This window comes from Streptomyces sp. MMS24-W38, assembly GCF_059889265.1.
The window spans coordinates 954,617-978,615 of sequence record NZ_JCBCPP010000001.1 but is presented as its reverse complement, the minus strand read 5'-3'; the positions used below and the strand labels follow the sequence as shown (position 1 = coordinate 978,615).

At 71.4% G+C, this 23,999-nt stretch carries 17 protein-coding genes; 9 read left to right on the top strand and 8 right to left on the bottom strand.

What is annotated here, in order from left to right:
- Nucleotides 1-5: 5 nt before the first annotated feature.
- From AC6F7H_RS03315 to AC6F7H_RS03295, 5 genes are all read right to left on the bottom strand, one after another.
- A complete protein-coding gene (locus AC6F7H_RS03315) occupies nucleotides 6-2,135 on the bottom strand; it encodes a 3-hydroxyacyl-CoA dehydrogenase NAD-binding domain-containing protein (protein WP_500755083.1) in 2,130 nt (709 codons plus the stop codon).
- Complete coding sequence (locus tag AC6F7H_RS03310; protein WP_500755082.1) at nucleotides 2,132-3,349, bottom strand: thiolase family protein; 1,218 nt, start codon at nucleotides 3,347-3,349, stop codon at nucleotides 2,132-2,134. The genes AC6F7H_RS03315 and AC6F7H_RS03310 overlap by 4 nt, the downstream gene beginning before the upstream one ends.
- A gap of 332 nt (nucleotides 3,350-3,681) precedes the next feature.
- Nucleotides 3,682-4,980, bottom strand: coding sequence for a ribonuclease D (locus AC6F7H_RS03305; RefSeq protein WP_500755081.1), 1,299 nt, complete (start codon nucleotides 4,978-4,980; stop codon nucleotides 3,682-3,684).
- Between the two features lie 134 nt (nucleotides 4,981-5,114).
- A complete protein-coding gene (locus tag AC6F7H_RS03300; protein WP_361460658.1) occupies nucleotides 5,115-5,774 on the bottom strand; it encodes a helix-turn-helix transcriptional regulator in 660 nt (219 codons plus the stop codon).
- A 269-nt stretch (nucleotides 5,775-6,043) separates the two neighbouring features.
- On the bottom strand, nucleotides 6,044-6,721 hold the full coding sequence (locus tag AC6F7H_RS03295) for a DUF3000 domain-containing protein (RefSeq protein WP_500755079.1): 678 nt from the start codon (nucleotides 6,719-6,721) through the stop codon (nucleotides 6,044-6,046).
- Between the two features lie 159 nt (nucleotides 6,722-6,880).
- On the opposite strand from AC6F7H_RS03295, the gene hemE reads away from it, so the two are divergent.
- The 3 genes from hemE to AC6F7H_RS03280 all read left to right on the top strand — a co-directional run bounded on the left by hemE (nucleotide 6,881) and on the right by AC6F7H_RS03280 (nucleotide 10,041).
- Nucleotides 6,881-7,948, top strand: coding sequence for a uroporphyrinogen decarboxylase (hemE, locus tag AC6F7H_RS03290; protein ID WP_500755078.1), 1,068 nt, complete (start codon nucleotides 6,881-6,883; stop codon nucleotides 7,946-7,948).
- Between the two features lie 159 nt (nucleotides 7,949-8,107).
- Nucleotides 8,108-8,311 carry a hypothetical protein gene (locus AC6F7H_RS03285; protein ID WP_500755076.1) on the top strand — a complete coding sequence of 68 codons (204 nt, stop codon included), beginning with the start codon at nucleotides 8,108-8,110 and terminating at the stop codon, nucleotides 8,309-8,311.
- A 284-nt stretch (nucleotides 8,312-8,595) separates the two neighbouring features.
- On the top strand, nucleotides 8,596-10,041 hold the full coding sequence (locus AC6F7H_RS03280; protein WP_500755074.1) for a hypothetical protein: 1,446 nt from the start codon (nucleotides 8,596-8,598) through the stop codon (nucleotides 10,039-10,041).
- Nucleotides 10,042-10,410: 369 nt separating this feature from the next.
- Here AC6F7H_RS03280 and AC6F7H_RS03275 read toward each other — a convergent pair whose 3' ends face one another.
- Entirely contained in the window at nucleotides 10,411-11,901 is a 1,491-nt protein-coding gene (locus tag AC6F7H_RS03275) for a molybdopterin-dependent oxidoreductase (protein WP_500755072.1), read from the bottom strand.
- A 34-nt stretch (nucleotides 11,902-11,935) separates the two neighbouring features.
- Complete coding sequence (locus AC6F7H_RS03270) at nucleotides 11,936-12,433, bottom strand: hypothetical protein (RefSeq protein WP_500755070.1); 498 nt, start codon at nucleotides 12,431-12,433, stop codon at nucleotides 11,936-11,938.
- Between the two features lie 290 nt (nucleotides 12,434-12,723).
- On the opposite strand from AC6F7H_RS03270, the gene AC6F7H_RS03265 reads away from it, so the two are divergent.
- Together AC6F7H_RS03265 and AC6F7H_RS03260 are read left to right on the top strand one after the other, a co-directional pair.
- Nucleotides 12,724-14,526, top strand: a complete 1,803-nt coding sequence (locus AC6F7H_RS03265) for a thiamine pyrophosphate-requiring protein (protein WP_500755069.1) — start codon at nucleotides 12,724-12,726, stop codon at nucleotides 14,524-14,526.
- Nucleotides 14,523-15,617 (top strand): SDR family oxidoreductase, encoded by a 1,095-nt coding sequence (locus AC6F7H_RS03260; RefSeq protein WP_500755067.1) that lies wholly within the window; start codon nucleotides 14,523-14,525, stop codon nucleotides 15,615-15,617. The genes AC6F7H_RS03265 and AC6F7H_RS03260 overlap by 4 nt, the downstream gene beginning before the upstream one ends.
- Here AC6F7H_RS03260 and AC6F7H_RS03255 read toward each other — a convergent pair.
- Nucleotides 15,589-17,370 (bottom strand): glycoside hydrolase family 15 protein, encoded by a 1,782-nt coding sequence (locus AC6F7H_RS03255; RefSeq protein WP_500755066.1) that lies wholly within the window; start codon nucleotides 17,368-17,370, stop codon nucleotides 15,589-15,591. The genes AC6F7H_RS03260 and AC6F7H_RS03255 overlap by 29 nt on opposite strands.
- Before the next feature lie 150 nt (nucleotides 17,371-17,520).
- Between AC6F7H_RS03255 and AC6F7H_RS03250 the strand changes: the two genes are divergently transcribed.
- The 4 genes from AC6F7H_RS03250 to AC6F7H_RS03235 all read left to right on the top strand — a co-directional run bounded on the left by AC6F7H_RS03250 (nucleotide 17,521) and on the right by AC6F7H_RS03235 (nucleotide 23,472).
- The gene (locus tag AC6F7H_RS03250) at nucleotides 17,521-17,820 is read left to right on the top strand and encodes a hypothetical protein (protein WP_500755065.1); all 300 of its coding nucleotides are present in this window, start codon (nucleotides 17,521-17,523) and stop codon (nucleotides 17,818-17,820) included.
- Nucleotides 17,820-18,962, top strand: a complete 1,143-nt coding sequence (locus tag AC6F7H_RS03245; protein WP_500755064.1) for an enolase C-terminal domain-like protein — start codon at nucleotides 17,820-17,822, stop codon at nucleotides 18,960-18,962. Before AC6F7H_RS03250 ends, AC6F7H_RS03245 begins: the two co-directional genes overlap by 1 nt.
- 28 nt (nucleotides 18,963-18,990) lie before the next feature.
- Nucleotides 18,991-22,152, top strand: coding sequence for an FAD-binding and (Fe-S)-binding domain-containing protein (locus AC6F7H_RS03240; RefSeq protein WP_500755063.1), 3,162 nt, complete (start codon nucleotides 18,991-18,993; stop codon nucleotides 22,150-22,152).
- 756 nt (nucleotides 22,153-22,908) lie between these two features.
- Nucleotides 22,909-23,472 carry a fasciclin domain-containing protein gene (locus AC6F7H_RS03235; protein WP_500755062.1) on the top strand — a complete coding sequence of 188 codons (564 nt, stop codon included), beginning with the start codon at nucleotides 22,909-22,911 and terminating at the stop codon, nucleotides 23,470-23,472.
- Nucleotides 23,473-23,999: the final 527 nt, after the last annotated feature.

The following is a 23,999-nucleotide window of genomic DNA, read 5'->3' as shown; positions in this document are numbered from 1 at the left end:
GCCGGTCACGCCGGGACGCTCGCCACGCCCGGGGCCAGGAACCTCTTGCCGTTGACGCGCTCGGAGACACCCTCGCGGTCCAGGTACGGCGTGATGCCGCCCAGGTGGAAGGGCCAGCCGGCACCGGTGATCAGGCACAGGTCGATGTCCTGCGCCTCGGCGACGACACCCTCGTCGAGCATCAGCCCGATCTCCTGCGCCACCGCGTCGAGCACCCGCGCCCGCACCTGCTCCTCGGCGAGGACGGTGTCGCCCTGCTCGAGCAGTGCGGCGACCTCCGGGTCGAGCTCCGGCTTCCCGCTGTCGTAGACGTAGAAGCCGCGCTTGCCCGCCTCGACGACCGCCTTGAGGTTCGGGGAGACCGTGAAGCGCTCGGGGAAGGACCGGTTGAGCGTCTCGGACACGTGCAGCCCGATTGCCGGGCCGACCAGCTCCAGCAGCACCAGCGGGGACATCGGCAGACCGAGCGGCTCGACCGCCTTCTCGGCGACCTCGACCGGGGTGCCCTCGTCGATGACGTTCTGGATCTCACCCATGAAGCGGGTCAGGATGCGGTTCACGACGAACGCCGGGGCGTCCTTGACCAGCACCGCGGTCTTCTTCAGCTTCTTGGCGACACCGAACGCCGTCGCCAGCGAGGCGTCGTCGGTCTGCTCGCCGCGGACGATCTCGAGGAGCGGCAGGATCGCGACCGGGTTGAAGAAGTGGAAGCCGATGACCCGCTCGGGGTGCTTCAGCTTCGACGCCATCTCCGTCACCGACAGCGAGGAGGTGTTGGTGGCGAGGATCGCGTGCGCCGGGGCGACGGCCTCGACCTCCGCGAACACCTGCTGCTTGACGCCCATCTCCTCGAACACGGCCTCGATGACGAAGTCCGCGTCCGCGAAGCCCTCGGCCTTGTCCAGTACACCGGTGACCAGCGCCTTGAGGCGGTTGGCCTTGTCCTGGTTGATCCGGCCCTTGCCGAGCAGCTTGTCGATCTCGGCGTGGACGTATCCCACACCCTTGTCGATGCGCTCCTGGTCGATGTCGGTCAGCACGACCGGCACCTCCAGACGGCGCAGGAACAGCAGCGCGAGCTGCGAGGCCATCAGACCGGCGCCGACGACACCGACCTTGGTGACCGGGCGCGCCAGGTTCTTGTCCGGGGCGCCGGCCGGGCGCTTGCCGCGCTTCTGCACCAGGTTGAACGCGTAGAGGCCGGACCGCAGTTCACCGCCCATGATCAGGTCGGCGAGCGCCTGGTCCTCGGCGTCGTAGCCCTGCTGGAGGTCGCCGTTCTTGGCGGCGGCGATGATGTCCAGGGCGCGGTAGGCGGCCGGGGCCGCGCCGTGCACCTTGGAGTCGGCGATGGAGCGGCCCTTGGCGACGGCCTGGTCCCAGGCCTCGCCGCGGTCGATCACCGGACGGTCGACGACGATCTCGCCCTTGAGGACGGCCGCCGTCCAGATCAGCGACTGCTCCAGGAAGTCGGCGCCCTCGAAGAGCGCGTCCGCGATGCCGAGTTCGAAGACCTGCCGGCCCTTGAGCTGCTTGTTCTGGTTGAGGCTGTTCTCGATGATGACCGAGACGGCCTTCTGCGCGCCGATCAGGTTCGGCAGCAGCGCGCAGCCGCCCCAGCCGGGGACCAGGCCGAGGAAGACCTCGGGCAGGGAGAAGGCGGGGATGGCCGCGGACACCGTGCGGTAGGAGCAGTGCAGGCCGACCTCGACGCCGCCGCCCATGGCCGCGCCGTTGTAGTACGCGAAGGTGGGGACGGCGAGCTTCGACAGCCGCTTGAAGACGTCGTGGCCGCCCTTGCCGATGGCGAGCGCGTCCTCGTGCCGCTTGAGTAGCTCGACGCCCTTGAGGTCGGCGCCGACGGCGAAGACGAACGGCTTGCCGGTGATGCCGACGCCGACGATCTCGCCGTCCGCGGCCTCCTTCTCGACCTGGTCGAGGGCGGCGTCCAGGTTCGCCAGCGACTGGGGGCCGAAGGTGGTCGGCTTGGTGTGGTCCAGCCCGTTGTCGAGGGTGATGAGCGCGAAGCGGCCCGCGCCCAGGGGAAGTTCGAAGTGGCGTACGTGGGAGGTCGTGACGACCTCGTCCGGGAACAGCGCGGCGGCGCCCTTCAACAGTTCTGCGGTGGTGCTCACTTGTCCCCCTCGAAGTGCGGGTTCTCCCAGATGACCGTCGCGCCCATGCCGAAGCCGACGCACATGGTGGTCAGGCCGTAGCGGACGTGCGGCTGCTCCTCGAACTGGCGGGCCAGCTGCGTCATCAGCCGGACGCCGGAGGAGGCCAGCGGGTGGCCGAAGGCGATGGCGCCGCCGTACTGGTTGACGCGCGCGTCGTCGTCGGCGATGCCGTAGTGCTCCAGGAAGGCCAGCACCTGGACGGCGAAGGCCTCGTTGATCTCGAACAGGCCGATGTCGGAGATGGACAGGCCAGCCTGGGCGAGCGCCTTCTCCGTGGCCGGGATCGGACCGTAGCCCATGACCTCCGGCTCGACGCCCGCGAAGGCGTAGGAGACCAGGCGCATCTTCACCGGGAGGCCGTTCTCGCGGGCGAAGTCCTCGGAGGCGATGAGCGAGGCGGTGGCGCCGTCGTTGAGACCGGCCGCGTTGCCGGCGGTGACCCGGCCGTGGACGCGGAACGGCGTCTTCAGCCCGGCCAGGTTCTCCAGGGTGGTGCCCGGACGCATCGGCTCGTCGGCGGTGACCAGGCCCCAGCCCGTCTCGCCCGCCTCGGCGTTGGTGCGGCGTACCGAGACCGGTACCAGGTCGGCCTGGATCTTGCCGTCGGCGTACGCCTTGGCGGCCTTCTCCTGCGAGCGGACCGCGTACTCGTCGGCGCGCTGCTTGGTGATCGTCGGGTAGCGGTCGTGCAGGTTCTCCGCGGTCATGCCCATGAACAGGGCGGACTCGTCGACCAGCTTCTCGGAGACGAACCGGGGGTTGGGGTCGACGCCCTCGCCCATCGGGTGGCGGCCCATGTGCTCGACACCGCCCGCGATGGCGACGTCGTACGCGCCGAAGGCGACGGAGCCGGCCACCGTGGTCACGGCGGTCAGGGCGCCCGCGCACATGCGGTCGATGGAGTAGCCCGGAACCGAGGTGGGCAGGCCCGCGAGGATGCCGGCGGTACGGCCGATGGTCAGGCCCTGGTCGCCGATCTGCGTGGTCGCGGCGACCGCGACCTCGTCGATCTTCTTCGGGTCGAGTCCGGGGTTGCGGCGCAGCAGCTCCCGGATCGCCTTCACGACGAGGTCGTCGGCACGGGTCTCGTGGTAGATGCCCTTGGGGCCCGCCTTGCCGAACGGGGTGCGGACGCCGTCGACGAAGACGACGTCCCTGACGGTACGAGGCACGATGGCTCTCCTCCAGGGTGCGGGATGGCACTGCTGCGTTGCGCTGAGCGCGCGCTCAGAGCCTATGCTACTTGTGGGTAATGTAGCTGCCCAGCCCCACGGAACCGAGCGGCGAAGCTCACACTCCTGGCGGAGCCGTCGCACCACGCGGTGTCAGGACCGGGGTCGGCACGGACTGAACCCGCTCTGAGGATCTTGGCGTGATCTCGACGTCGCTGTTCTGTTTTGAGGGTCCCTGGTAAACCGCCGGCGCACGGGAAACCGTCTCGGCGGGCGCGATCCCGGTCGTCCTCTCCCCGCACCCGCCCCGCGACAGGCGCCGCCGACGGCGCTCAGCTCCCTCCCGAACCGCCGGAGACCAGTGCGGCGACCAGCACCGGGGTCACCTGCTCCACCTGCCACGGCCGCGCCCCGTACCCGGCCAGCGCCGCCGCGACGGACTCCCTGTCGGCGGGCTGCGGGGGCTCCCAGCACAGCCTGCGCACCGTGTCCGGGGTGATCAGGTTCTCCTGCGGCATGTTCAGCCGCTCGGCGAGCGCGCTCACCCCCGCGCGGGCCGCGGAGAGCCGGGCGGCGGCCACCGGGTCCTTGTCCGCCCAGGCGCGCGGCGGCGGCGGGCCGGTCACCGGCTGACCGGGCTGCGGCAACTGCGACTCGGGCAGCGCCCTCGCCCGGTCCACGGCCGCCTGCCACTGCTCCAGCTGGCGCCGCCCCACCCGCGGCCCGAACCCGTTCAGTGCGGCTAGGGCGTGGGTGTTGGCCGGCACGGCGAGCGCGGCCTCGACGATGGCGGCGTCGGAGAGCACCTTGCCGGGGGAGACGTCCCGGCGCTGCGCGATCCGGTCCCGGGCCTGCCACAACTCCTTGACGACGGCCATCTGCCGGCGCCTGCGCACCTTGTGCATGCCGGAGGTGCGCCGCCAGGGATCCTTACGGGGCTCCGGCGGCGGCGCCGAGGCGATCGCCTCGAACTCCTGCAGTGCCCACTCCAGCTTGCCCTGCCGGTCCAGTTCCTTCTCCAGGGCGTACCGCAGGTCGACCAGGAGCTCGACGTCGAGGGCGGCGTAGCGCAGCCAGGGCTCGGGCAGCGGGCGGGTGGACCAGTCGACGGCGGAGTGGCCCTTCTCCAGGACGAAGCCGAGCACGTTCTCGACCATCGCGCCGAGGCCGACCCGGGGGAAGCCGGCCAGGCGTCCGGCCAGTTCGGTGTCGAAGAGACGGCCGGGCAGCATCCCTATCTCGCGCAGACAGGGCAGGTCCTGGGTGGCGGCGTGCAGCACCCACTCGGCGTCGGACAGCGCCTCGCCCAGGCCGGACAGGTCCGGGCAGGCGACGGGGTCGATCAGTGCGGACCCGGCGCCCGCACGGCGCAGCTGGACGAGGTAGGCGCGCTGGCCGTAGCGGTAGCCGGAGGCGCGCTCGGCGTCGACGGCGACCGGACCGGTGCCCGCGGCGAAGGCGGCGGTCACCTCGGCGAGGGCGGCCTCGTCCGTGATCACGGGCGGGATGCCCTCGCGCGGTTCGAGCAAGGGGGTCGGCGCCTCCGTAGCAGATGATCCGTTGTCGTCCGGAGGGGCGCCTCCGGTGGTGCGCAGGGAGCTGTCTGCTGCGGTGTCGTGGGCGTCGGTCACCTGTCAAGAGTAGCCATGCCGTGAAGGCGCCTGCCGACGGAACGTTCCGTCGGCAGGCATCGGGGGGTCGCAAACCAGTCAGGTCGGTGAACGTGCGGCAGAGGGGGAGCAGGGGAACGGCGGGGGCGGCGAGGTCAGTGGATGATGCCCGTGCGCAGGGCCACCGCCACCATCCCCGCGCGGTCGCCCGTACCGAGCTTGCGGGCGATGCGGGCGAGGTGGCTCTTGACGGTCAGCGCGGACAGGCCCATCGAGACACCGATGGCCTTGTTGGACTGGCCCTCCGCCACCAGTCGCAGCACCTCGACCTCACGGCCGGACAGTTCGCGGTAGCCGCCCGGGTGGCTCGGGGCACCCGGGGGGCGGCGGTGCAGACGGGCACCGGCACCGAGGGGAGCGGCTCCGGGGCGGGAGGGGAGCCCGAGGTTGGTGCGGGTGCCGGTGACGACGTAGCCCTTCACTCCGCCCGCGAGGGCGTTGCGCACGGCGCCGATGTCGTCGGCGGCGGACAGGGCGAGGCCGTTGGGCCAGCCCGCCGCTCGGGTCTCGGAGAGGAGGGTGAGGCCGGAACCGTCCGGCAGATGGACGTCGGCGACGCAGATGTCGCGGGGGTTGCCGATGCGGGGACGAGCCTCCGCGACGGACGAGGCCTCGATCACGTCGCGCACACCGAGCGCCCACAGATGGCGGGTGACGGTGGAACGGACGCGGGGGTCGGCCACGACCACCATGGCGGTCGGCTTGTTCGGGCGGTAGGCGACCAGGCTTGCGGGCTGCTCGAGGAGAACGGACACCAGGCCTCCTGGGGTGGCGGGACGGGGCCGGCTCGTGGGGGTGAAGCCGGGCTCAACCGTGCTTTCAAGGTCACAGTCGTCTTCGGCACCAAACCCGGTCTCCTTTAGAAAGTGATCACGATCTGGTGAGTAACAATCTGTGCAATTCGGACACACGGTCGATCATTCGAAGACCGAACGGTTTCGGTCGGCGTCGCAACGCTTCCGAAAGTGGCCGTATCGACAAAGGGACCGACAGGTGTGATTGCCGAGGGCTCCGGAGGGGAAGCTCAGCGCGACTGCGGCCCCCTCCGCTGGGGGAGCGTCACCACCGACGCGTCTCCCGGAGCCGCCGGGGGCAGTCCGGCGACCTGGGCCAGCAGGTCGCACCAGGCGGCCAGGTGGGTGGCGGTGTCCGGCACCCCGCCCAGACCCTCCCGCGGCGTCCACGAGGCGCGGATCTCGATCTGCGAGGCGGCGGGGCGCTCGGACAACCCGCCGAAGTAGTGCGAACTCGCCCGTGTGACCGTGCCGCTCGGCTCGCCGTACGTCAGACCGCGCGCCGAGAACGCGCCGGTCAGCCAGGACCAGCACACCTCCGGCAGCAGCGGATCCGCCGCCATCTCCGGCTCCAGTTCCGCACGGACCAGCGTCACCAGCCGAAAGGCGCCCTGCCAGGCGTCGTGCCCGGCCGGGTCGTGCAGCAGCACCAGCCGGCCGTCCGCCAGTTCCTGCTCACCCTCCACGACCGCCGCCTCCAGCGCGTGCGCGTAGGGGGCGAGCCGGGTGGGCGCGGGCGTGGTCTCCACCTCGATCTGCGGTCGCAGCCGCGCGTCCCGCATCGCGTCGACGGCCGTCCGAAAGGGCAACGGGGGTGCCGCGCCCCCCTGCCCGAGGTCCTCCCCGGTGTTCTTCGCCTCGTCCATACCGCCCTTGCCGTCCGACAATCGTCCTTGAGCCGCAGCCATGCGGGGAAGATTAAGGGGAACGCGGCCCCGGCGCGGGGAAGGACACCCACGGCGCAGCACGCTGTCCGGATCGTGTCGTCCCGGGCGCGGCGCACGGGTGCCGTGCGCCGGACGGCCTGCGGTGCGGGGTCGCCGGCGGACCATGCGAGACTGGCCGGTGTGAGTGCCAATGTCAGCCCCCGGGGCAAGCAGCCGACCCAGACGTACGACAGTGCCTTCCTCAAGGCGTGCCGGCGTGAGCCGGTGCCGCACACTCCGGTGTGGTTCATGCGGCAGGCGGGCCGCTCACTGCCGGAGTACCGCAAGGTGCGCGAGGGCATCGCGATGCTCGACTCCTGCATGCGCCCCGACCTCGTCGCCGAGATCACGCTCCAGCCGGTCCGCCGGCACAACGTCGACGCGGCGATCTACTTCAGTGACATCGTCGTCCCCCTCAAGGCCATCGGTATCGACCTCGACATCAAGCCCGGCATCGGCCCCGTCGTCGAGGAGCCCTTCCGCGCCCGCGCCGACCTGGCCCGGCTGCGCGACCTCACCCCGGAGGACGTCTCCTACGTCACCGAGGCGTACGGCCTGCTGACCGCCGAGCTGGGCTCCACCCCGCTGATCGGCTTCGCGGGCGCCCCGTTCACCCTCGCCAGCTACCTCGTCGAGGGCGGCCCGTCCCGCACCTACGAGAACGCCAAGGCGATGATGTACGGCGACCCGGAACTCTGGGCCGACCTCCTCGACCGCCTCGCGGACATCACGGCCGCCTTCCTCGCCGTGCAGATCGAGGCCGGCGCCTCCGCGGTCCAGCTCTTCGACTCCTGGGCCGGCGCGCTCGCCCCCGCCGACTACCGGCGCTCGGTGATGTCCGCCTCGGCCAAGGTCCTCGACGCGGTGTCCGGTTACGGCGTCCCCCGCATCCACTTCGGTGTCGGCACCGGCGAGCTCCTCGGTCTGATGGGCGCGGCCGGCGCGGACGTCGTGGGCGTCGACTGGCGCGTTCCCATGGACGAGGCCGCCCGCCGCATCGGCCCCGGCAAGGCGCTCCAGGGCAACCTCGACCCGACCGTGCTGTTCGCCGGCACCGAGGCCGTCGAGGCGAAGACCCGCGAGGTCCTGGCCCAGGCGGAGGGCCTCGAGGGCCACATCTTCAACCTCGGCCACGGCGTCATGCCGAACACCGACCCGGACGCCCTGACCCGCCTGGTGGACCACGTCCACACCCTCACCACCCGCTGATCGGCCCCACCTGGAGTCCGGCCACACCCGCAGTGGCGCCGAGTGCCTGCTTCTCCGCTTCCTGGAACTCCCGAGGAGGTCGGCGGAGCAGGCCCGGTGGAGGCGTTCGCGGTCGGCGGTGCCCCTCCCTCTCCAGGCGGCGGATCACGTCCCGCTGGGGTGCTCGACACGGGATCGAGCGTCCTCTTCCTCGTCGCCGTCCGGGACGGGCGGCCTCGCCGTCGTGCCGGACTGCCCGCGTCGCTCTACCCCGTCAGCACGGTGCTGCCGGCCCGCTTCGTGCTCAAGGAACGCATCCGCGGCATCCAACACGTCGGGGTGACCCCGGCGGTGGGCAGCGTGCTGCTGTTCGCCGGGGGCTGACCCGTGGACGGCTCCTCCGGTACGGTAGCCCGCTCCGCGGGCGCCGAGGCATCCGAGTCAGCTTGACCACCATGCGCAGCCACGGCGGCCGTGGTCCTTGACCATGGCTTCTCCGTGCAGTGACATCCGGATCGGGAAGCCCGCCGTGAGCAGCGACCGTACGGCCGTGGTCCGCTGGCGCGGAGCACCGGAGCGCGGTTGCATGGGTTGGCGGGCTGTCGTGCGAGTGAGGCGCGTGACGTGCGGATCCGGTGGCCGCTCGGACGGTGCGGAGGAAGAGGTTGTTGGACTTCCGTCAGGCGTCAGCCCTCACCGTTGCGGTCGCCGCCCTGGCGACGGGCTGCACAGCGGCCGGCGCCGTGCCGGACTCGGCGCCGCAGGTGGCCGTTCTGCGGCTGGACACGCCGGTGCGGGAGCCGGTCTGGTCGAAGGAGGCCCACGCGGTCGTCGCACTGGCCGAGGACGCGTCCCGGATCGCCGGGATCACCCCGAGGGTGATGTCCGGCCGGCTGACGGCGCACACCGTGCTCTCCGGTCCTCTCCCCGGTCTGGGCGAGAATCTGGCGCCCGACGCCACGGGCGAGGAGGTGGTGTACGCGCCACGCCCCGATGCGGACCAGGTCGCCGTCGTCGACGTCAGGACGCTGCGGGCGAGGACGTTCCTGCGAGCGGGCAGGGCGCCGTCCTTCGTCTCCGTCGACTCCGGCGCGGACGTGGTGCTGGCGCTGTCCGCGGACGGCTCGACCGTCACCGGGGTGGGCGTCCAGCCGGCGCCCGGCGAGGAACCCGCCGTCGTGACGCGGACCGACGTCCGGCTCGGTCCGGCGGGCGAGGTCGACGGCGCCGCGCGTGGCCGCCTCATCGAGTTCCACACGGTCGGACCGGACCGGGTGAGCCATTACAAGGGAAGCGCGGGCGAGGTGGAGAAGACCGCCGACATCGCCTTCCGGGCGGAGACGGCCACCGGCGACCTGATCAAGGTCAGTCGGCTCTATGCCGCCGAGAAGGGGACGGACCGGCTGGTCGCGATCGACACGGCACCCGGCGGGGACAGGCTCCTGATGGTGGCCCAGTCCCGTCTCGGAGCCCCGGTGCTGCGCCTGGCGGTCGATGAGGATCGGCTCTACGCCGCCACCGAGGACCGGCTGGTGGTGCTGGAGACGAACAGTTACGAAGGTTTCCCGGAGGGGAGGTTCACCGTCGTGAAGAGCGTCGACTTCCGGGCCCCGGTGAGGGACACAGAGGTGAGGAAGGCGCCGCTGTCGGGCATGACGGTGGGCCCGGAACGGGTCCTGTCCGACCATGCGGGGCGTTCCGTACGCCCTCGGTGTCGCCAAACCGAGCCTGTAGGGGCCACGCTCATGGGGTTCCGCACGTGGAGCGCGCGCCGCAGGCGGTCGGCCGGCGGCGGCGAACCGGAGTCCGCAGCCGTGCCCGGTGCGGCCGCGGACATGGACCTGCTGTTCACCCAGGTACGACACCTGCGCGAGCTGGCCGGTGACCCCGAGAAGGCCGAGGACGCCGACCGCGTCTACGACTTCAGCATCCGGTGGGGGGCGTTTCTGCACGGGCGGCTGCCGAGGCTGGTGCAGTACGACCGTCAAGGCGCGCTCGGTCCGGCCGAGCGGAACCGGTTCGCGGACCTGTGTGCCGAACTGCGGGACGTCGCGCCGCTGGCCGAGCGGCTCGGCCTGGCGGCGCCGCGCCTGGACGGCGAGCGGCGACGTTGAGCGGCACCGGCACCGGACCGCGGGGGCGCCGCGGGGTCAGGGTTCCAGGACGTCCGCCCGGTGCACGATGACGCCGGTGCGGGGCCGGGGGCAGCCACGGCGGCGGCAGGTCACCGCGATCATGTAGGCGTCCTCGTCCTCGTCGAGAAAGAGGAACCCCAGGTGGAGCGCAGCGCCGACGGTCCAACGCCGGCGGTTTCCGCAGTGCGGGCAGGCCGCGCCGCAGCACGCGGCGGACCCGCTTGCGCTGTTCCTCGTCGAGCGGTGTGATCTCCGGACGGGCCGCCGCGCGCACCGGGGCATCGGCTGCGTGGCGCGAACCGCCCCGACGGCCGGCGGTGGCCTGCTCGGTGCGCGCCGGACCGGGCATCAGACCTCCACGTCCTTGTCGTAGAAGACGTTGTCCTCGCGCCAGCCGCCCATGCCTTCGCCGATCGCCGAACAGTCAAAGACCACTTCGATCCGGTCGATCCACTTGGCCATCTTGGATCCCACCTGGGTCTCCAGTCGCAGCCGCAGCGGTGCGCCGTGCTTGATGGGAAGCGGTCCGCCGTTCATGTCGTAGGCGAGGATGCACTGCGGGTGTTTCGCCAGGCTGAGATCGATGACCTCGTAGAACTGGCCCGCGCCCTCGGCGCCGGGTTCGTCGCGGCCGACGTCCTGCATCGTCAGGAAGCACAGGAAACGCGCCTCGGGCAGGGGGTTCACCAGGTCGAGCACCGTCTGCAGCGGTACTCCGCCCCATCGGGCGATGCTGGACCAGCCCTGGACGCAGTTGTGCAGGACCTGTTGGGTCTGCGGCCGGCCCAGCGCGCGCAGGTCCTCCAGGGAGAAGGCCATGGGGCGTTCCACCAGTCCGCCGACCTCGAGCCGCCAGTCCACGAAACCGTGCACCGCCATCGTCTTGTACTGGAGGGAACACGGCGGTTTGCCGTTGACCCGCTGCTCGACGGACACCTCGCGGCCCGGGTACGCCTGGGTCGACTTCAGAGGTCGCAGCAGTGTCCGGCGGACCGGTGTGATCACGGCACCGAGAGCGCGTTGCACGGTGCGCGGCCGTTTCAGGCTGACCACCGTGGCCGCGACGTGCACTGCGACGATGCCGGCCAGGACGGCCAGGGACGCTCCGACGGCCCTGTCCAGGTCCTGTACATGACCGAAGATCATCAGTGCGTGCAGTTCCGACCAGCCCCACAGGCCGATCATCGTCAGGTGAGCGGCGAGGAACCCCAGGAAGGCCAGCAACCCCAGGAAGTGCAGGCTGCGAGCCGCCTGCCGTCCGCCCCACAGCCGTACGTACCGGGGGAACCGGGCCTCGATCGCCGGGGACTGCGCGGAGCCGGTGAGGATCTGGAAGGGGACCAGCAAGAAGATCACGGCCCCGTACGCGATTTTCTGCCGGGCGTCCAGGGGCTCGCCCGGCAGCAGCGGCGACAGGTTGAAGCTGAGGTAGGTCTGCAGGTCGTCCCAGGCGGTGGAGAAAAGTGACCAGTCCTGAGGGACGTAGCGGCGCCACTGGCCGGTCGTGAACAGCAGGACGTAGTAGGCGGCGCCGGTCAGGACCCAGCCGATCACGCTGATGAAGTGCCAGTGCCTGCCCATCCCCAGCTTCCTGTGGCCCGGCAGGGACACGAGGGAGGAGTAGTGCTCCTCCTCGTCCAGGGTGTCGTACAGGCGGTCCTTCGGCATGGTCTTGCGGGTGAAGCGCGCCCACTCGGTGCCCGGCCGGCTGTCGTTGCGCCAGTAGAGCTTGGGGTGGGTGGCGATGATCTCGATGCCGCTGCGGATGAGCAGCGTGAGGAACAGGACGTTCAGCCAGTGCTCGACCCGCAGCCACACGGGGTAATCCAGATGCTGCACGAGAACTCCCACGTCCGGGCTGTCGGCTTCCGGTTCAGTCGTGCCAGTGACGGCGGTCGGGCGCGGCGACGTTCAGTCCGGTGAGGACCGAGAAGTGAAGACCCACGAAGAGACCCGCCAGAGCCATCGTGAGGGTGCCCGGGATGTGGTCCCACCGTCCCCTCAGCTCCCCGAGACCCGGAAGCCCCGCAGTGCGGCTGAGGAGGTACATCGCGACGGAAGCCGACGTCACCAGGCTGCCCAGGGCCCAGGCGAAGCGGCCGCGGCGGCGCGGCCCGCCCGCGCGAGCGGCCCAACCCTGCGCGACACCGACTACGGCGAGCACTGAACCAGCGGCGAGCAGCGCCAGGTACGCGGTGAAGTGGCCCGGCACCTCACGGTGGGTGAACAGCGTCCACAACTGGACAGCGGCGAAGCCGAGCAGCAGACCCAACGCCGACAGTGTGGTGAGAACCGGCAGGTTGAAGGCGAGGTACCGGTAGAAGGACACCGCCTTTCCCACGCCGGTCCACCGCAGCACCGCGGCCGTCACCGTCCACCACCGACGCCCGGGTGGCGACTCTCCCGGCATCCGGCCGGTGGCGATCCGTGAGTGACCAGCATGAGACCCAACGCAGGCGTAACCCCGGCTGACGGCACCCCGGCCGTTCCTGGTCGGTGCGCAGGAGCGAGTCCTGGACCCGTTCCGGCTCACCGCGGAGGTCTCCCCCGCCCTACGCGCACGTCTGCCGGGGGCGGCCGAACGAGTGAGTGCCGTCCGGTTCACCGACTTTCGGGGAAAGCACTCCAAAAGTGTCTTTCATCCCTCCCCAGGAGAGCCCCATGACTCAAGTCGCCGACTACGTGCTCCAGCGCTTGTCCGAATGGGGCGTGAAGCGGGTGTACGGCTATCCGGGCGACGGCATCAACGGTCTGCTCGGCGCGTTCGACCGGGCCGACGGCGATCCGGAGTTCATCCAGACGCGGCACGAGGAGATGGCCGCGTTCATGGCCTGCGCGCACGCGAAGTTCACCGGTGAGGTCGGCTGCTGCACGGCGACCTCCGGTCCGGGCGCGGTGCACCTGCTCAACGGTCTGTACGACGCCAAGCTCGACCACCAGCCGGTGGTGGCGGTGGTCGGCCAGCAGAAGCGGCTGTCGCTGGGCACCCACTACCAGCAGGAGATCGCGCTCGACCGGCTGTTCGCGGACGTGTCGGAGTTCTGCCAGATGGTCGTGCACCCGGGCCAGGCCCGGCACGTCATCGACCGCGCCTTCAAGACGGCGCTGACCACCCGGGGCGTCGCCACGATCATCATCCCCAACGACGTGCAGGAGGAGGACGCCATGCCCTCCCCACCGAAGATGCACGGTGCGGTCTTCTCCAGCGTCGGCTGGAGCCGGCCCCGGATGCTCCCCGACCCCGGAGAGCTGCGCAAGGCCGCCGACGTCCTCAACGCCGGCAAGAAGGTCGCCATGCTGGTCGGCCAGGGTGCCGCGGAGGCGGAGAGCGAGGTCGTGGAAGCCGCGGAGCTGCTGGGCGCCGGCGTGGCCAAGGCCCTGCTGGGGCGGGAGGTGCTGCCGGACGACCTGCCGTTCGTGACCGGCCCCATCGGGCTGCTGGGCAGCAAGGCCAGCGACAACATGATCCAGGGCTGCGACACCCTGTTCATGATCGGCAGCAGCTTCCCGTACGCGGAGTGGCTGCCGGACGAGGGCCAGGCCAAGGGCGTCGAGATCGACATCGACGGCCGGATGATCGGCATCCGCTATCCCATGGACGCCCACCTGGTGGGCGACTCCAAGGAGACCCTGCGCGCCCTGATCCCCATGCTCCGGCGCAAGGAGGACCGCTCCTGGCGGAAGGAGATCGAGAGGGACGTCGTCGAATGGAACGATCTGTGCGAGCGGTGGGCCGACCAGCACTTCGGAGACACCATCAACCCCCAGGCCGTCGCCGCCGAACTCTCGCCGCGGCTGCCGGACGGCGCCATCCTGACCGCCGACTCCGGCTCGGGCACCAACTGGTGGGCACGCCACCTCAAGCTCCGCGACGGCATGCGGGCCTCGCTGTCCGGCACCCTGGCGACCATGGGCCCGGGGACGCCGTACGCGATCGCGGCGCGCTTCGCGTACCCGGACCGGCCGGTGATCGCCTTCATCGGGGACGGCGCGTTCCAGATGAACGGCATGAACGAGATGATCACCGTCAAGCGGTACCTGGACCGCCTGTCCGGACGGGCCCCGCTGATCTTCTGCGTGTTCAACAACCAGGACCTCAACCAGGTCACCTGGGAGCAGCGCGCCATGGCCGGCGACCCGAAGTACCCGGGCTCCCAGACCATCCCCGACGTCCCCTATGCCGCCTACGCCGAACTCCTCGGCCTCAAGGGCATCGTCTGCACCCGCCCCAAGAAGGTCGGTGACGCCTGGGACGAGGCGCTCGCCGCCGACCGGCCCGTGGTCCTGGAGTTCAAGGTCGACGCGGAGATCGCGCCGATCCCGCCGCACATCATGAAGACGCAGGCCAAGAAGGCGGCCAAGGCGGCGCTGCACGACCCGGAACTCACCGGCATCGCCACCAAGGGCGTACGCCAGAAGCTCACCGAGTACGCCGAGCACATCCCCGGTCGGGGGAAGAAGTGAGCGCCGCGCGGCGGCCCCCGCGCGGCGGACGGCACCGCCGGACGGGCGGGGACGTCGTGGTCGTCACCGGGGCGAGCGGCGGGGTCGGCCGGGCCACCGCCCGGGCCTTCGGCGCGCGCGGAAGCTCCGTGGCCCTGCTCGCGCGGGGCGAGCACGCCCTGGAACGGGCGGCCGACGAGGTGCGGCAGGCGGGTGGACGCGCGCTGCCCCTGGTCGTGGACGTCGCCGACCCTCAGGCCGTGGACGCCGCCGCGACCCGGGTGGAGGAGGAACTCGGGCCGATCGACATCTGGGTGAACGCCGCCTTCACGACGGTCTTCGCCCCCGTCCAGGAGGTCCGGCCGGAGGAACTGAAGCGGGCCACGGAGGTGACCTACTTCGGCTTCGTGCACGGCACCCAGGCCGCTCTGCGGCGCATGACGCCGCGCGATCGCGGCACCATCGTCCAGGTCGGTTCGGCCCTGGCCCAGCGCAGCGTCCCGCTCCAGGCGGTGTACTGCGGAGCCAAGCACGCCATCCAGGGGTTCACCGCCTCGCTGCGCTGCGAGCTGTTGCACGACCGCAGCGGGGTGCGGGTGACCATGGTCCAGATGCCCGGGCTCAACACGCCCCAGTTCAGCTGGGTCCTCACCCGGCTGCCCCGGCACCCGCGCCCCGTGGCCCCCGTCTACCAGCCCGAGGTCGCCGCCGAGGCGGTCCTGTACGCCGCGGACCATCCGGAGCGGCGCGAGTACTGGGTCGGCGGGTCCACCGTCGCCACCCTGCTCGGGCAGAAGCTCGCCCCCGGGCTGCTGGACCGCTACCTGGCCAGGACCGGTTACGACGCGCAGCCGACGGACCGGCCCGTCGACCCGTCGCGGCCGGTCAACCTCTGGAAGCCGCCGGACGACACCGCTCCGGCCGACTACGGCGCGCACGGCGTCTTCGACGACGAGGCCCACCCGCGCAGCCTCCAGTTCTGGCTCTCCCGCCACCGCCGGCCGCTCGCGCTGGCCGCCGCCGCGGCCGGTGCCGCCGCGGCGGTGGCCGGTGGTGTGGGAGGGTACGTTCGGGCGGGCGCGCTCAGAACGGCAGCGTCGAGACGTCGTTGAGGCGGACCGCGCACTCCAGCAGGAGCGCGTGGACGAAGGCCTGGGGCAGGTTGCCGCGCAGCTGACGCTGCCGTACGTCGTACTCCTCCGCGAACAGCCCGGACGGACCGCAGGCCGCCCGGGCGCGTTCGAACCAGCGGAACGCACCCGTGCGGTCGCCCAGCTGGTGCGCGGCCAGAGCCATGGTGAACCCGCACAGCAGGAAGGCGCCTTCCTCCCTGCCCAGAGGACCGCCGGGGTGGTCGAAGCGGTACACGTATCCGTCCTCGGCCAGTCGGTCCTCGACGTAGGAGCGGGTGACGGCGTTGCTGGGGTCGTCGGCGGAGGGGCAGCCGCGGGCCAGCGGCACCAGCAGGGCGGCCTCGGCTCCGTCGTCGTCGGCGGCCCGGCGCCAGCGGCCGTCGGCGCGCAGACAACGACGGCGTGTCTCGGCCATGATCACGTCGGCGGTCTCGGTGCAACGCCGTGCCGTCGCGCCGGGCAGCACGTCCGCGATGTGCCGCAGCCCGGAGACGACGCTCAGCCGGGAGTGGGTCCACCACCGGTCCTCCAGCTCCCACAGGCCTGCGTCGGGCCTCCGCCAGTTGCGTTCCACCGCGTCCACCGTCACGCTCACCGCGCGTTCCGCCTCCGCGGTGAGCCGGTCGTGCCGGGCGGCCGCGGCGAAGAGCTGCAGCGCCTCACCGAACGTGTCGAGCTGGAACTGGGTGGCCGCCCGGTTGCCGATCCGGTCGCCACCGCCCGGATAGCCCGGCAGTCGCAGCGCGTGCTCCTCGGGCACCGGCCCACCGGTGACGGTGTAGGCGGGCCGGACCCGTTCGCCGTCCTCGAGCACGCGTTCGGAGATGAAGCGCACGGCGCCGTCCATCAGCTCGTGCGGTCCGTGCGCGGCGACCGCGACGCCCGCGTAACACTGGTCGCGCAGCCAGGAGAAGCGGTAGTCGTAGCTGCGTCCGGTGTTGGCCCGTTCCGGCAGCGACGTGGTGGCGGCGGCGACCATGCCGCCCGCCGAGCTGGTCAGCCCCCGCAGCACCGCGTACGCGTGCCGGGCGTCGCGCGGTGCGGCGAGCGTCGAGCAGTCCGGCACCGCACGCCGCCACTCCCGCTCCGTCGCCCGCCACAGTTCCCCCGGCTCGAGGCGGCCGCCGTCGGGGCCCGAGGCGAGCTCCAGCACCAGGTCGTGCTCCTCGCCCCGCCGCAGCCGGAACTCGCCGCGCAGCCCGGACTCCCCGTCCCACTCCGCCTCGGGGGCCCCCAGCAGCCGCAGCCGCAGCCCGTCGCCTTGAGCCGTCCACACGCCGCCCTCCAGTCGGGCGTTCGTCATACGGTGGGCGCCGAAACCGGGGAGCGGGTCGAGGCTCAGCCGCAGCCGCGCCTCACCCCGCTCCACCCGCATCCGGCGCAGCAGCACCAGCCGGTCCGGCGTGGCGGGCAGGGCCAGCGCGTCACGGCACTCGATCACGGAGTCCGCGGTCACCCAGCGGCTCACCCGGATGAGGGTCCCCTCCTCGTAGTAACCGCCCCACACGTGCCACCGGTCGGCGGGTTCCACCGCGAAGTGCCCGGCGCCTGCGATCAGGGCGCAGAACACCGCGTCGCTGTCCCACCGCGGCGCGCACAGCCAGACCACCCGGCCCTCGGGATCGACCAGCGCCCCGCGCTCACCGTCGGCCAGCACGGCGTAGTCCCGGATGGCCCAGGGCGGGACAGCGGGATGTCCCGTCGTGGCGGGCACCGGGGGTCGGAAGCTCATGACACTGGCCCTAACCGGACTGAACCGGATGGAAACGTGACACCGCCGACCGGCGGCTCTTCGGCCCGGACCGACCACTCACCGTGCGGTCCGCACGAGTGGCAGAACCGGGAGCACCGTTTACGCGGCCCGCCCAGGGGTCACCCACTGATGACGGCAGAGGTGCGTCCGGAGGAGAACGTGATGACGCTGGTGGCCGACTTCGTCCCGCCGCGCCCACAGAAGCGGGGCGCGAAGCGGGTGTACGGCTGTCCGGGTGAGGACGTCAACGGCCTGCCCGGCCACCGTGACGCGCCGAAGGGGACCGGTGCGGCCCGGGGCGGGGCGCCGGCCTTCGACCGGCCCGTGGTGCTGGAGTCCGAGGCGGGTCCGGAACGCGTCGACAGCGCCGCCGAGGGCGTACGCCAGGAGCTCGCCGAGTACGCCGGGCACCTCCCGGGGCGCCACTGATGCGGGACGACACGACGTCGTTGGAGGGGTGCACGGTCGACGCGGTCGACGTCCACGCCTTCGAGGTCCCCACCGACGGTCCCGAGGGCAGGGAGCAGGACGGCACCCTGGAGTGGGACTCCACGACCCTGGTCCTGGTACGGGTGCACGCCGGTGGCAGGACCGGGCTGGGTTACACCTACGGGGACGCCTCGGTCGCCTCGTTCGTGCACTCGAAACTGACTCCGGTGATCAAGGGCGAGCCCGCCTCCTCGCCTGCGGCGCTGTGGCAGCGGATGGGTGCGCGGATCCGCAACGCCGGGCGTCCCGGCGTCGGGAGCATGGCGGTCTCCGCCGTGGACGTGGCGCTGTGGGACCTCAAGGCCAGACTGCTGGACCTTCCGCTGGTGCACCTCCTCCCGGCCTGCCACGACCGGGTGCCGGTCTACGGCAGCGGCGGCTTCACCAACTACCCCCTGGACCGCCTCACCGACCAGCTCACCGCCTGGGTGGGTCAGGGCATCCCGCGGGTGAAGCTGAAGACCTCCCGGCAACCGGAACGCGACGCCGACCGCCTGACCGCCGTGCGCAAGGCGATCGGTGACGAACCGGAACTGTTCACCGACGCCAACGGCGCACTCGCCCGCAAGGAGGCCCTGTACTGGGCGCGGCGGTTCCACGACGAGTGGGACGTGCGCTGGTTCGAGGAGCCCGTCACCTCCGCCGATCTCGAAGGGCTGCGGATGCTGCGCGACCGGGGGCCGGAACGGCTGGAGATCGCGGCGGGAGAGTACGCCTTCACCGCCCAGGACTTCGGCAGCCTCACCGACGGGCCCGCCGTCGACTGCCTGCAGGCGGACATCACCCGGTGCGGGGGCGTCACCGGTGTGCTGGAGGTCGCCGGTCTGTCGGCCGCCCGGCACCTCGACCTGTCCGCGCACTGCGCCCCCGCGCTGTCCGCGCACGCCTTCTGCGCCGTGCGTCGACTGCGGCACCTGGAGTACTTCCATGATCACGTGCGCGTCGAACACCTGCTGTTCGACGGCACCCTGTCGCCCGTCGGCGGCGCGCTGCGGCCCGACACCGACCGCCCCGGACTCGGCCTGGACGTCAAGTGGGCCGACGCGGAGCCCTACCGCGTTCACGGGACGCAACCGTCCTGACCAGGACGGCAGAGGAGAGTGGACACCCATGGCCGAAGCGAGACACGGCACGGAGCGGGACGTACCCGCCAAGACCGACCCGGGGATCGCGGGACCGCCACGCGCCCGGCAGACCATCGACGTCGGGAAGCTGGAGCGGGCGCTGCACAAGGCGGTCGAGGGCGAGGTCCGCTTCGACAGCGGCACGCTCGGCCTGTACGCCCAGGACGCGTCCAACTTCCGTCAGGTGCCGGTGGGGGTCGTCGTACCGCGCACCCTGGACGACGTCGTGGCGGTGCACAGGATCTGCCGCCGCTTCGGCGCCCCCGTCCTCAACCGCGGCGGCGGCACCAGCCTGTCCGGGGAGACGGTCAACGAGGCCGTCGTCATCGACCACTCGAAATACCTCACCGCCATCGGCGAGATCGACCTCGAGCGTCGCCTGGTCACCTGCGAGCCGGGCGTCATCAACGAGGAGCTCAACCGCCACACCGGCGAACACGGCCTGATCTTCGGACCCGACCCCTCCACCCACTCCCGGTGCGTCATCGGCGGCAACATCGGCAACAACTCCTGCGGCATCCACTCGGTGCAGTCGCAGCTGTACGGCCCCGGCCCGCGCACCAGCGACAACGTCGAGGCTCTGGAGATCGTCACCTACGACGGCGCACGGTTCTGGGTCGGCGTCGACGAGGAGGAGCGGGTCGACGAGATCATCGCCGCGGGCGGCCGCAAGGGCGAGATCTACGCCGCGCTGCGCGACCTGCGGGACAAGTACGCCGACGCCATCCGAGCCGGGTTCCCCTCGGAGAAGCAGGTGCCGCGCCGGGTCTCCGGCTACAACCTCGACGAGCTCCTGCCGGAACGAGGCTTCAACGTCGCCCGCGCCCTGGTCGGCACCGAGAGCACCTGTGCCACGGTGCTGCGGGCCGTCCTCAAGCTCACCCCCGCCCTGCTGCAGCGCACCACCGTGGTGGTGGAGTACGACGACCTCGCCGACTCGGCCGAGCACTGCGAGGAGATCGTCGAGCGGTGGCGGCCGATCGGCCTGGAGGCCCTGGACGACGAGCTCATCCGGGAACAGCAGGAACAGAACATGAACGTGGAGGACATCAAGGAGCTCCCGCGCCGGGGAGGCGGGGCCTGGCTCGTCGTCCAGTTCGGCGCGGACACCACCGAGGAGTCCGTCGACCGGGCCCACCGGTTCATCGCATGGCTCACGGACGACAAGGGCTACGCCCGCGACCGCATCCGCGTCGCCAGGAGCACACAGGAGGGTGGCACCAGCGAGCACCTGTGGGCGATCCGGGAGGGCGGACTCGGCTCGACCGCGTTCCCGCCCGACGGCAAGGACCACTGGCCCGGCTGGGAGGACTCCGCCGTCCCGCCCGACCGGCTCGGCGAGTACGTGCGCAAGCTGCGCGAGGTCATGGACCGACACGGCATCAAGGGCGCCATGTACGGGCACTTCGGCCAGGGCTGCATCCACTGCCGGCTCAGCTTCGACCTCCGTACCGCCGAGGGCCTGGCCACGTACCGGGCGTTCATCGAGGACGCCGCCGACCTGGTCGTCGCCCTCGGCGGATCGGTGTCCGGCGAGCACGGGGACGGCCAGCAGCGCGGTGAACTGCTGGAGAAGCAGTACGGTCCCGAACTGGTCCAGGCCATGCGTGAGTTCAAGGCCGTCTGGGACCCGCAGGCCAAGATGAACCCCGGCAAGGTCGTCGACCCCTACCGGATGGACGAGAACCTCAAACTCGGCACCGACTACAACCCCCCGCGCATCCCGCTCAAGTTCGCCTATCCGGAGGACGGCGGCGACTTCGCCCACGCCACCCTGCGCTGTGTCGGCATCGGCAAGTGCCGCGTCCCGCGGGCCGAGACGACGATGTGCCCCAGCTACCAGGTGACCCGCGAGGAGAAGCACACCACCCGCGGCCGGGCCCGGCTGCTGTACGAGATGCTCAAGGGCGACGTGATCACCGACGGCTGGCAGTCGAAGGAGGTCAAGGACGCACTCGACCTCTGCCTGGCCTGCAAGGGCTGTACCAACGACTGCCCCGTCAACGTCGACATGCCCACCTACAAGGCGGAGTTCCTCCACCACCACTTCAAGTCGGCCCGGCGGTGGCGCCCCCGGTACGCCTACGCCTTCGGCTTCATCGACCGGACCGCCCGGATCGCCTCACGCGTTCCCGAGCTGGCCAACATCGCCACCCGGACTCCGGGGCTGTCCCGGCTGACCAAGCTGGTCGCGGGCATCGACCGCAGGCGCCCGCTGCCCCGGTTCGCGCCGATGACGCTCCAGGACTGGTTCGCCCGACGCGGCGGCACCGCCAACCCGACCGGACGGCCCGTCGTCCTCTTCCCCGACACGTTCAACAACCACTTCCACACCCAGGTCGGTGTGGCGTGCGTGGAGGCGATCGAGGCGGCGGGCTGGCGGGTCATCATGCCCGAGCAGCACATCTGCTGCGGCCGGCCGCTGTACGACTACGGCTTCCTGGACGCCGCCGAACGCTACCTGCGCCGGGTGCTGGACGTCCTGCGGCCCGAACTGCGGGCCGGAACGCCCGTCGTCGGCATGGAGCCCAGCTGCCTGGCCGTCTTCAAGGACGAGCTGCCCAAACTGCTGCCGCACGACGACGACGCCAAGCGGCTCACCCGCAACGCCTACCACTTCGCGGAGTTCTTCCAGACCTTCGGCATCCGGCCGCCCGCCCTCGACGGCAAGGCGCTCCTGTGGGGACACTGCCACCAGCGGGCCACCGGCGGCATGAGTCCCGACCGCCAACTGCTGGAGGACATGGGCCTGGAGGTGAACGACCTCCAGGGCGGCTGCTGCGGCCTGGCCGGATCGTGGGGCTTCGAGTCCGGCAAGTACGAGATCTCCCTGGACTGCGGAGAGCAGGCCCTCCTGCCCGCCGTACGGGACGCCGAGGACGACTGCGTGGTGGTGGCCGACGGCTTCTCCTGCAAGACGCAGATCGAGGACGCCGGCACCGGACGCCGGGCACTGCACGTCGCCGAGGTGATGAAGCTGGCCCGAGACCCCCGAGGACGAAGCCCGCACGCCGCGCCCGGTCGGCCCGAGCGGAACGGCCCCTCGCGCCCCACCCCGCCGTGGCGGGAGCGTGCCCTGCGCGTCTCGGCCGCCGCCCTCCTGGGAGCCGCCGTCACCGCTCTCGGCGTCCGCGCGGCACGTCACTGAACCGGGCCCTCACGCACTCCTTCGCCAGGACCGCACCCCTTGCGCCGGGGTGATGTGCGCCAGCTCCCGCGAAAGCGCCCGCACTGCGGGCTTTCCCCGCGAGCACTCCGCGACCTGTACGTCCACGTCCGCACCGAGCAGCAGACGCCCGAGTGGCAGCCCGCTGCGCGGTCCGCTCCGGAGTGGAGGGCACCGTCAACGAGTTCGCCCACGGGCACGACATGTGCCACTGCTGCTACCGGGGGGGCAGCCGAAGGCCCGCCCACAGCACGTGTGCACGGCCATCGCCGTGGGCACCGAGCGCCTCAGCGGTCTGTCACCGGCCGAGGAAGCGCCCACGTCCGGCCGCCGACCGCGTTCCAGGACTTCCCGGATCAGCGCGGTACCCCTCGCCTGAATTACTGACGAGCCGTCAGCGGACGGTCTCGACAGCTTCAAGATCCCCGAGAGAGCCAGGCCAGGTGGTTCGCTTCGCAAGCGCGGTCTCCAGGTACTGGCTGCAGCACCTGAAGACGTCAATACCGCGAATCCGGCAGGCCGGAGTTCAGCGGGGCGGGGCGTTCACCGCTTCCGGGCTTCGAGATGCGGTCACCAGCGCCTGCCAATACGCTCGCTGAGTGACCGGCTGATGATGGCCCGAGGCCGGGCGCAGCAGCCGCCTCCTACCCCGCCCAGCGGAAACGAAGACTTCCGCAGTCCAAACCTCTGCAGTGTTCACGCCTCCACGGGAAGAAGGTTGCGATGAGGTTCACCCGCATGCGTACAGCGAAAGCCGCCGCGGCAGCTGTGGTCGCCATCCCGCTCGCGCTCGGAGGCCTGGCGGCGCAGAGCCACGCACAGGATGCGTCTCCCAGCCCGTCGGGGACGTTCGGCCCCGGCTGTTCGACGCTCTCCCAGAAGGCCGACACGTCCAAGGACAAGCTCATAGAGGCTGCGGCCGCATACCCGCAACTCAGCCAGCTGGTCGCAGCCGCGGCCAGGGCGAACCTGATCGGCACCCTCGACGGGAAATCCGACATCACCGTCTTCGCCCCCAACAACCAGGCTTTCCAGAAGGTGACTGTGTCGCAGCTCAACTCGCTGCTCGGCAATCAGGAGCAGTTGAAGAAGGTGCTGACCTACCACGTGGTGGACAAGCGGATCACCCCGAACGAACTCCCCAAGGGCTCCTTCACGACGGTGGAAGGCGGCAAACTGACCACGTCGGGCTCGGGCACCGACTTCAAGGTCAACGGCAAGGCGAACATCGTCTGCGGCAACATCAAGACCGCGAACGCCACCGTCTACGTCATCGACACGGTCCTCCAGCCCCCGTCCTGACGCATGGCTCTCGTTCCCGGCACGGGGAACACCCGACCCGAGCGCACTCGGGCCGGGTGTTCCCCGTGCCGCTCGAAAAGTCGTCGTCGCCGGTCAAGCGGTGCGGCGGTACTCGCCGATCATGCCGCCGAGGGGCCCGGGTCCGCAGCACCCGGCGGGCGTCGAGGGCGTGCACTGCGACGTCGGGCCGTTCCTCGGCGTCGGGCGGTAGTCGCCGGCGGGCCCGGTGGGGTCGGTGGGCGTGGTGGTGTCGCTGGCAGGCGGCCGGGATCTGGTGGGTGCGGGTCTCGTTCCCGATCAGGACGTGGTCGAGCGTCTCGCATCGGATGCTGCCGCTGATTCTCTCGCCTTGGGCGTTCGTCCGGGGAACCCGCGGGGCACCCAAGAGCACCTCCGGCTCCCCGGCCCCGAAGACCGCGTCGCACGCCGCACCGTACGTGCCGTCGCGGTCCCGCGGCAGGGACCGCGGGGACTTCATGCGCGTGCCCGGGCCGGCGGTGAGGGGCCGCGCCCGGTGCCCGGCCCAC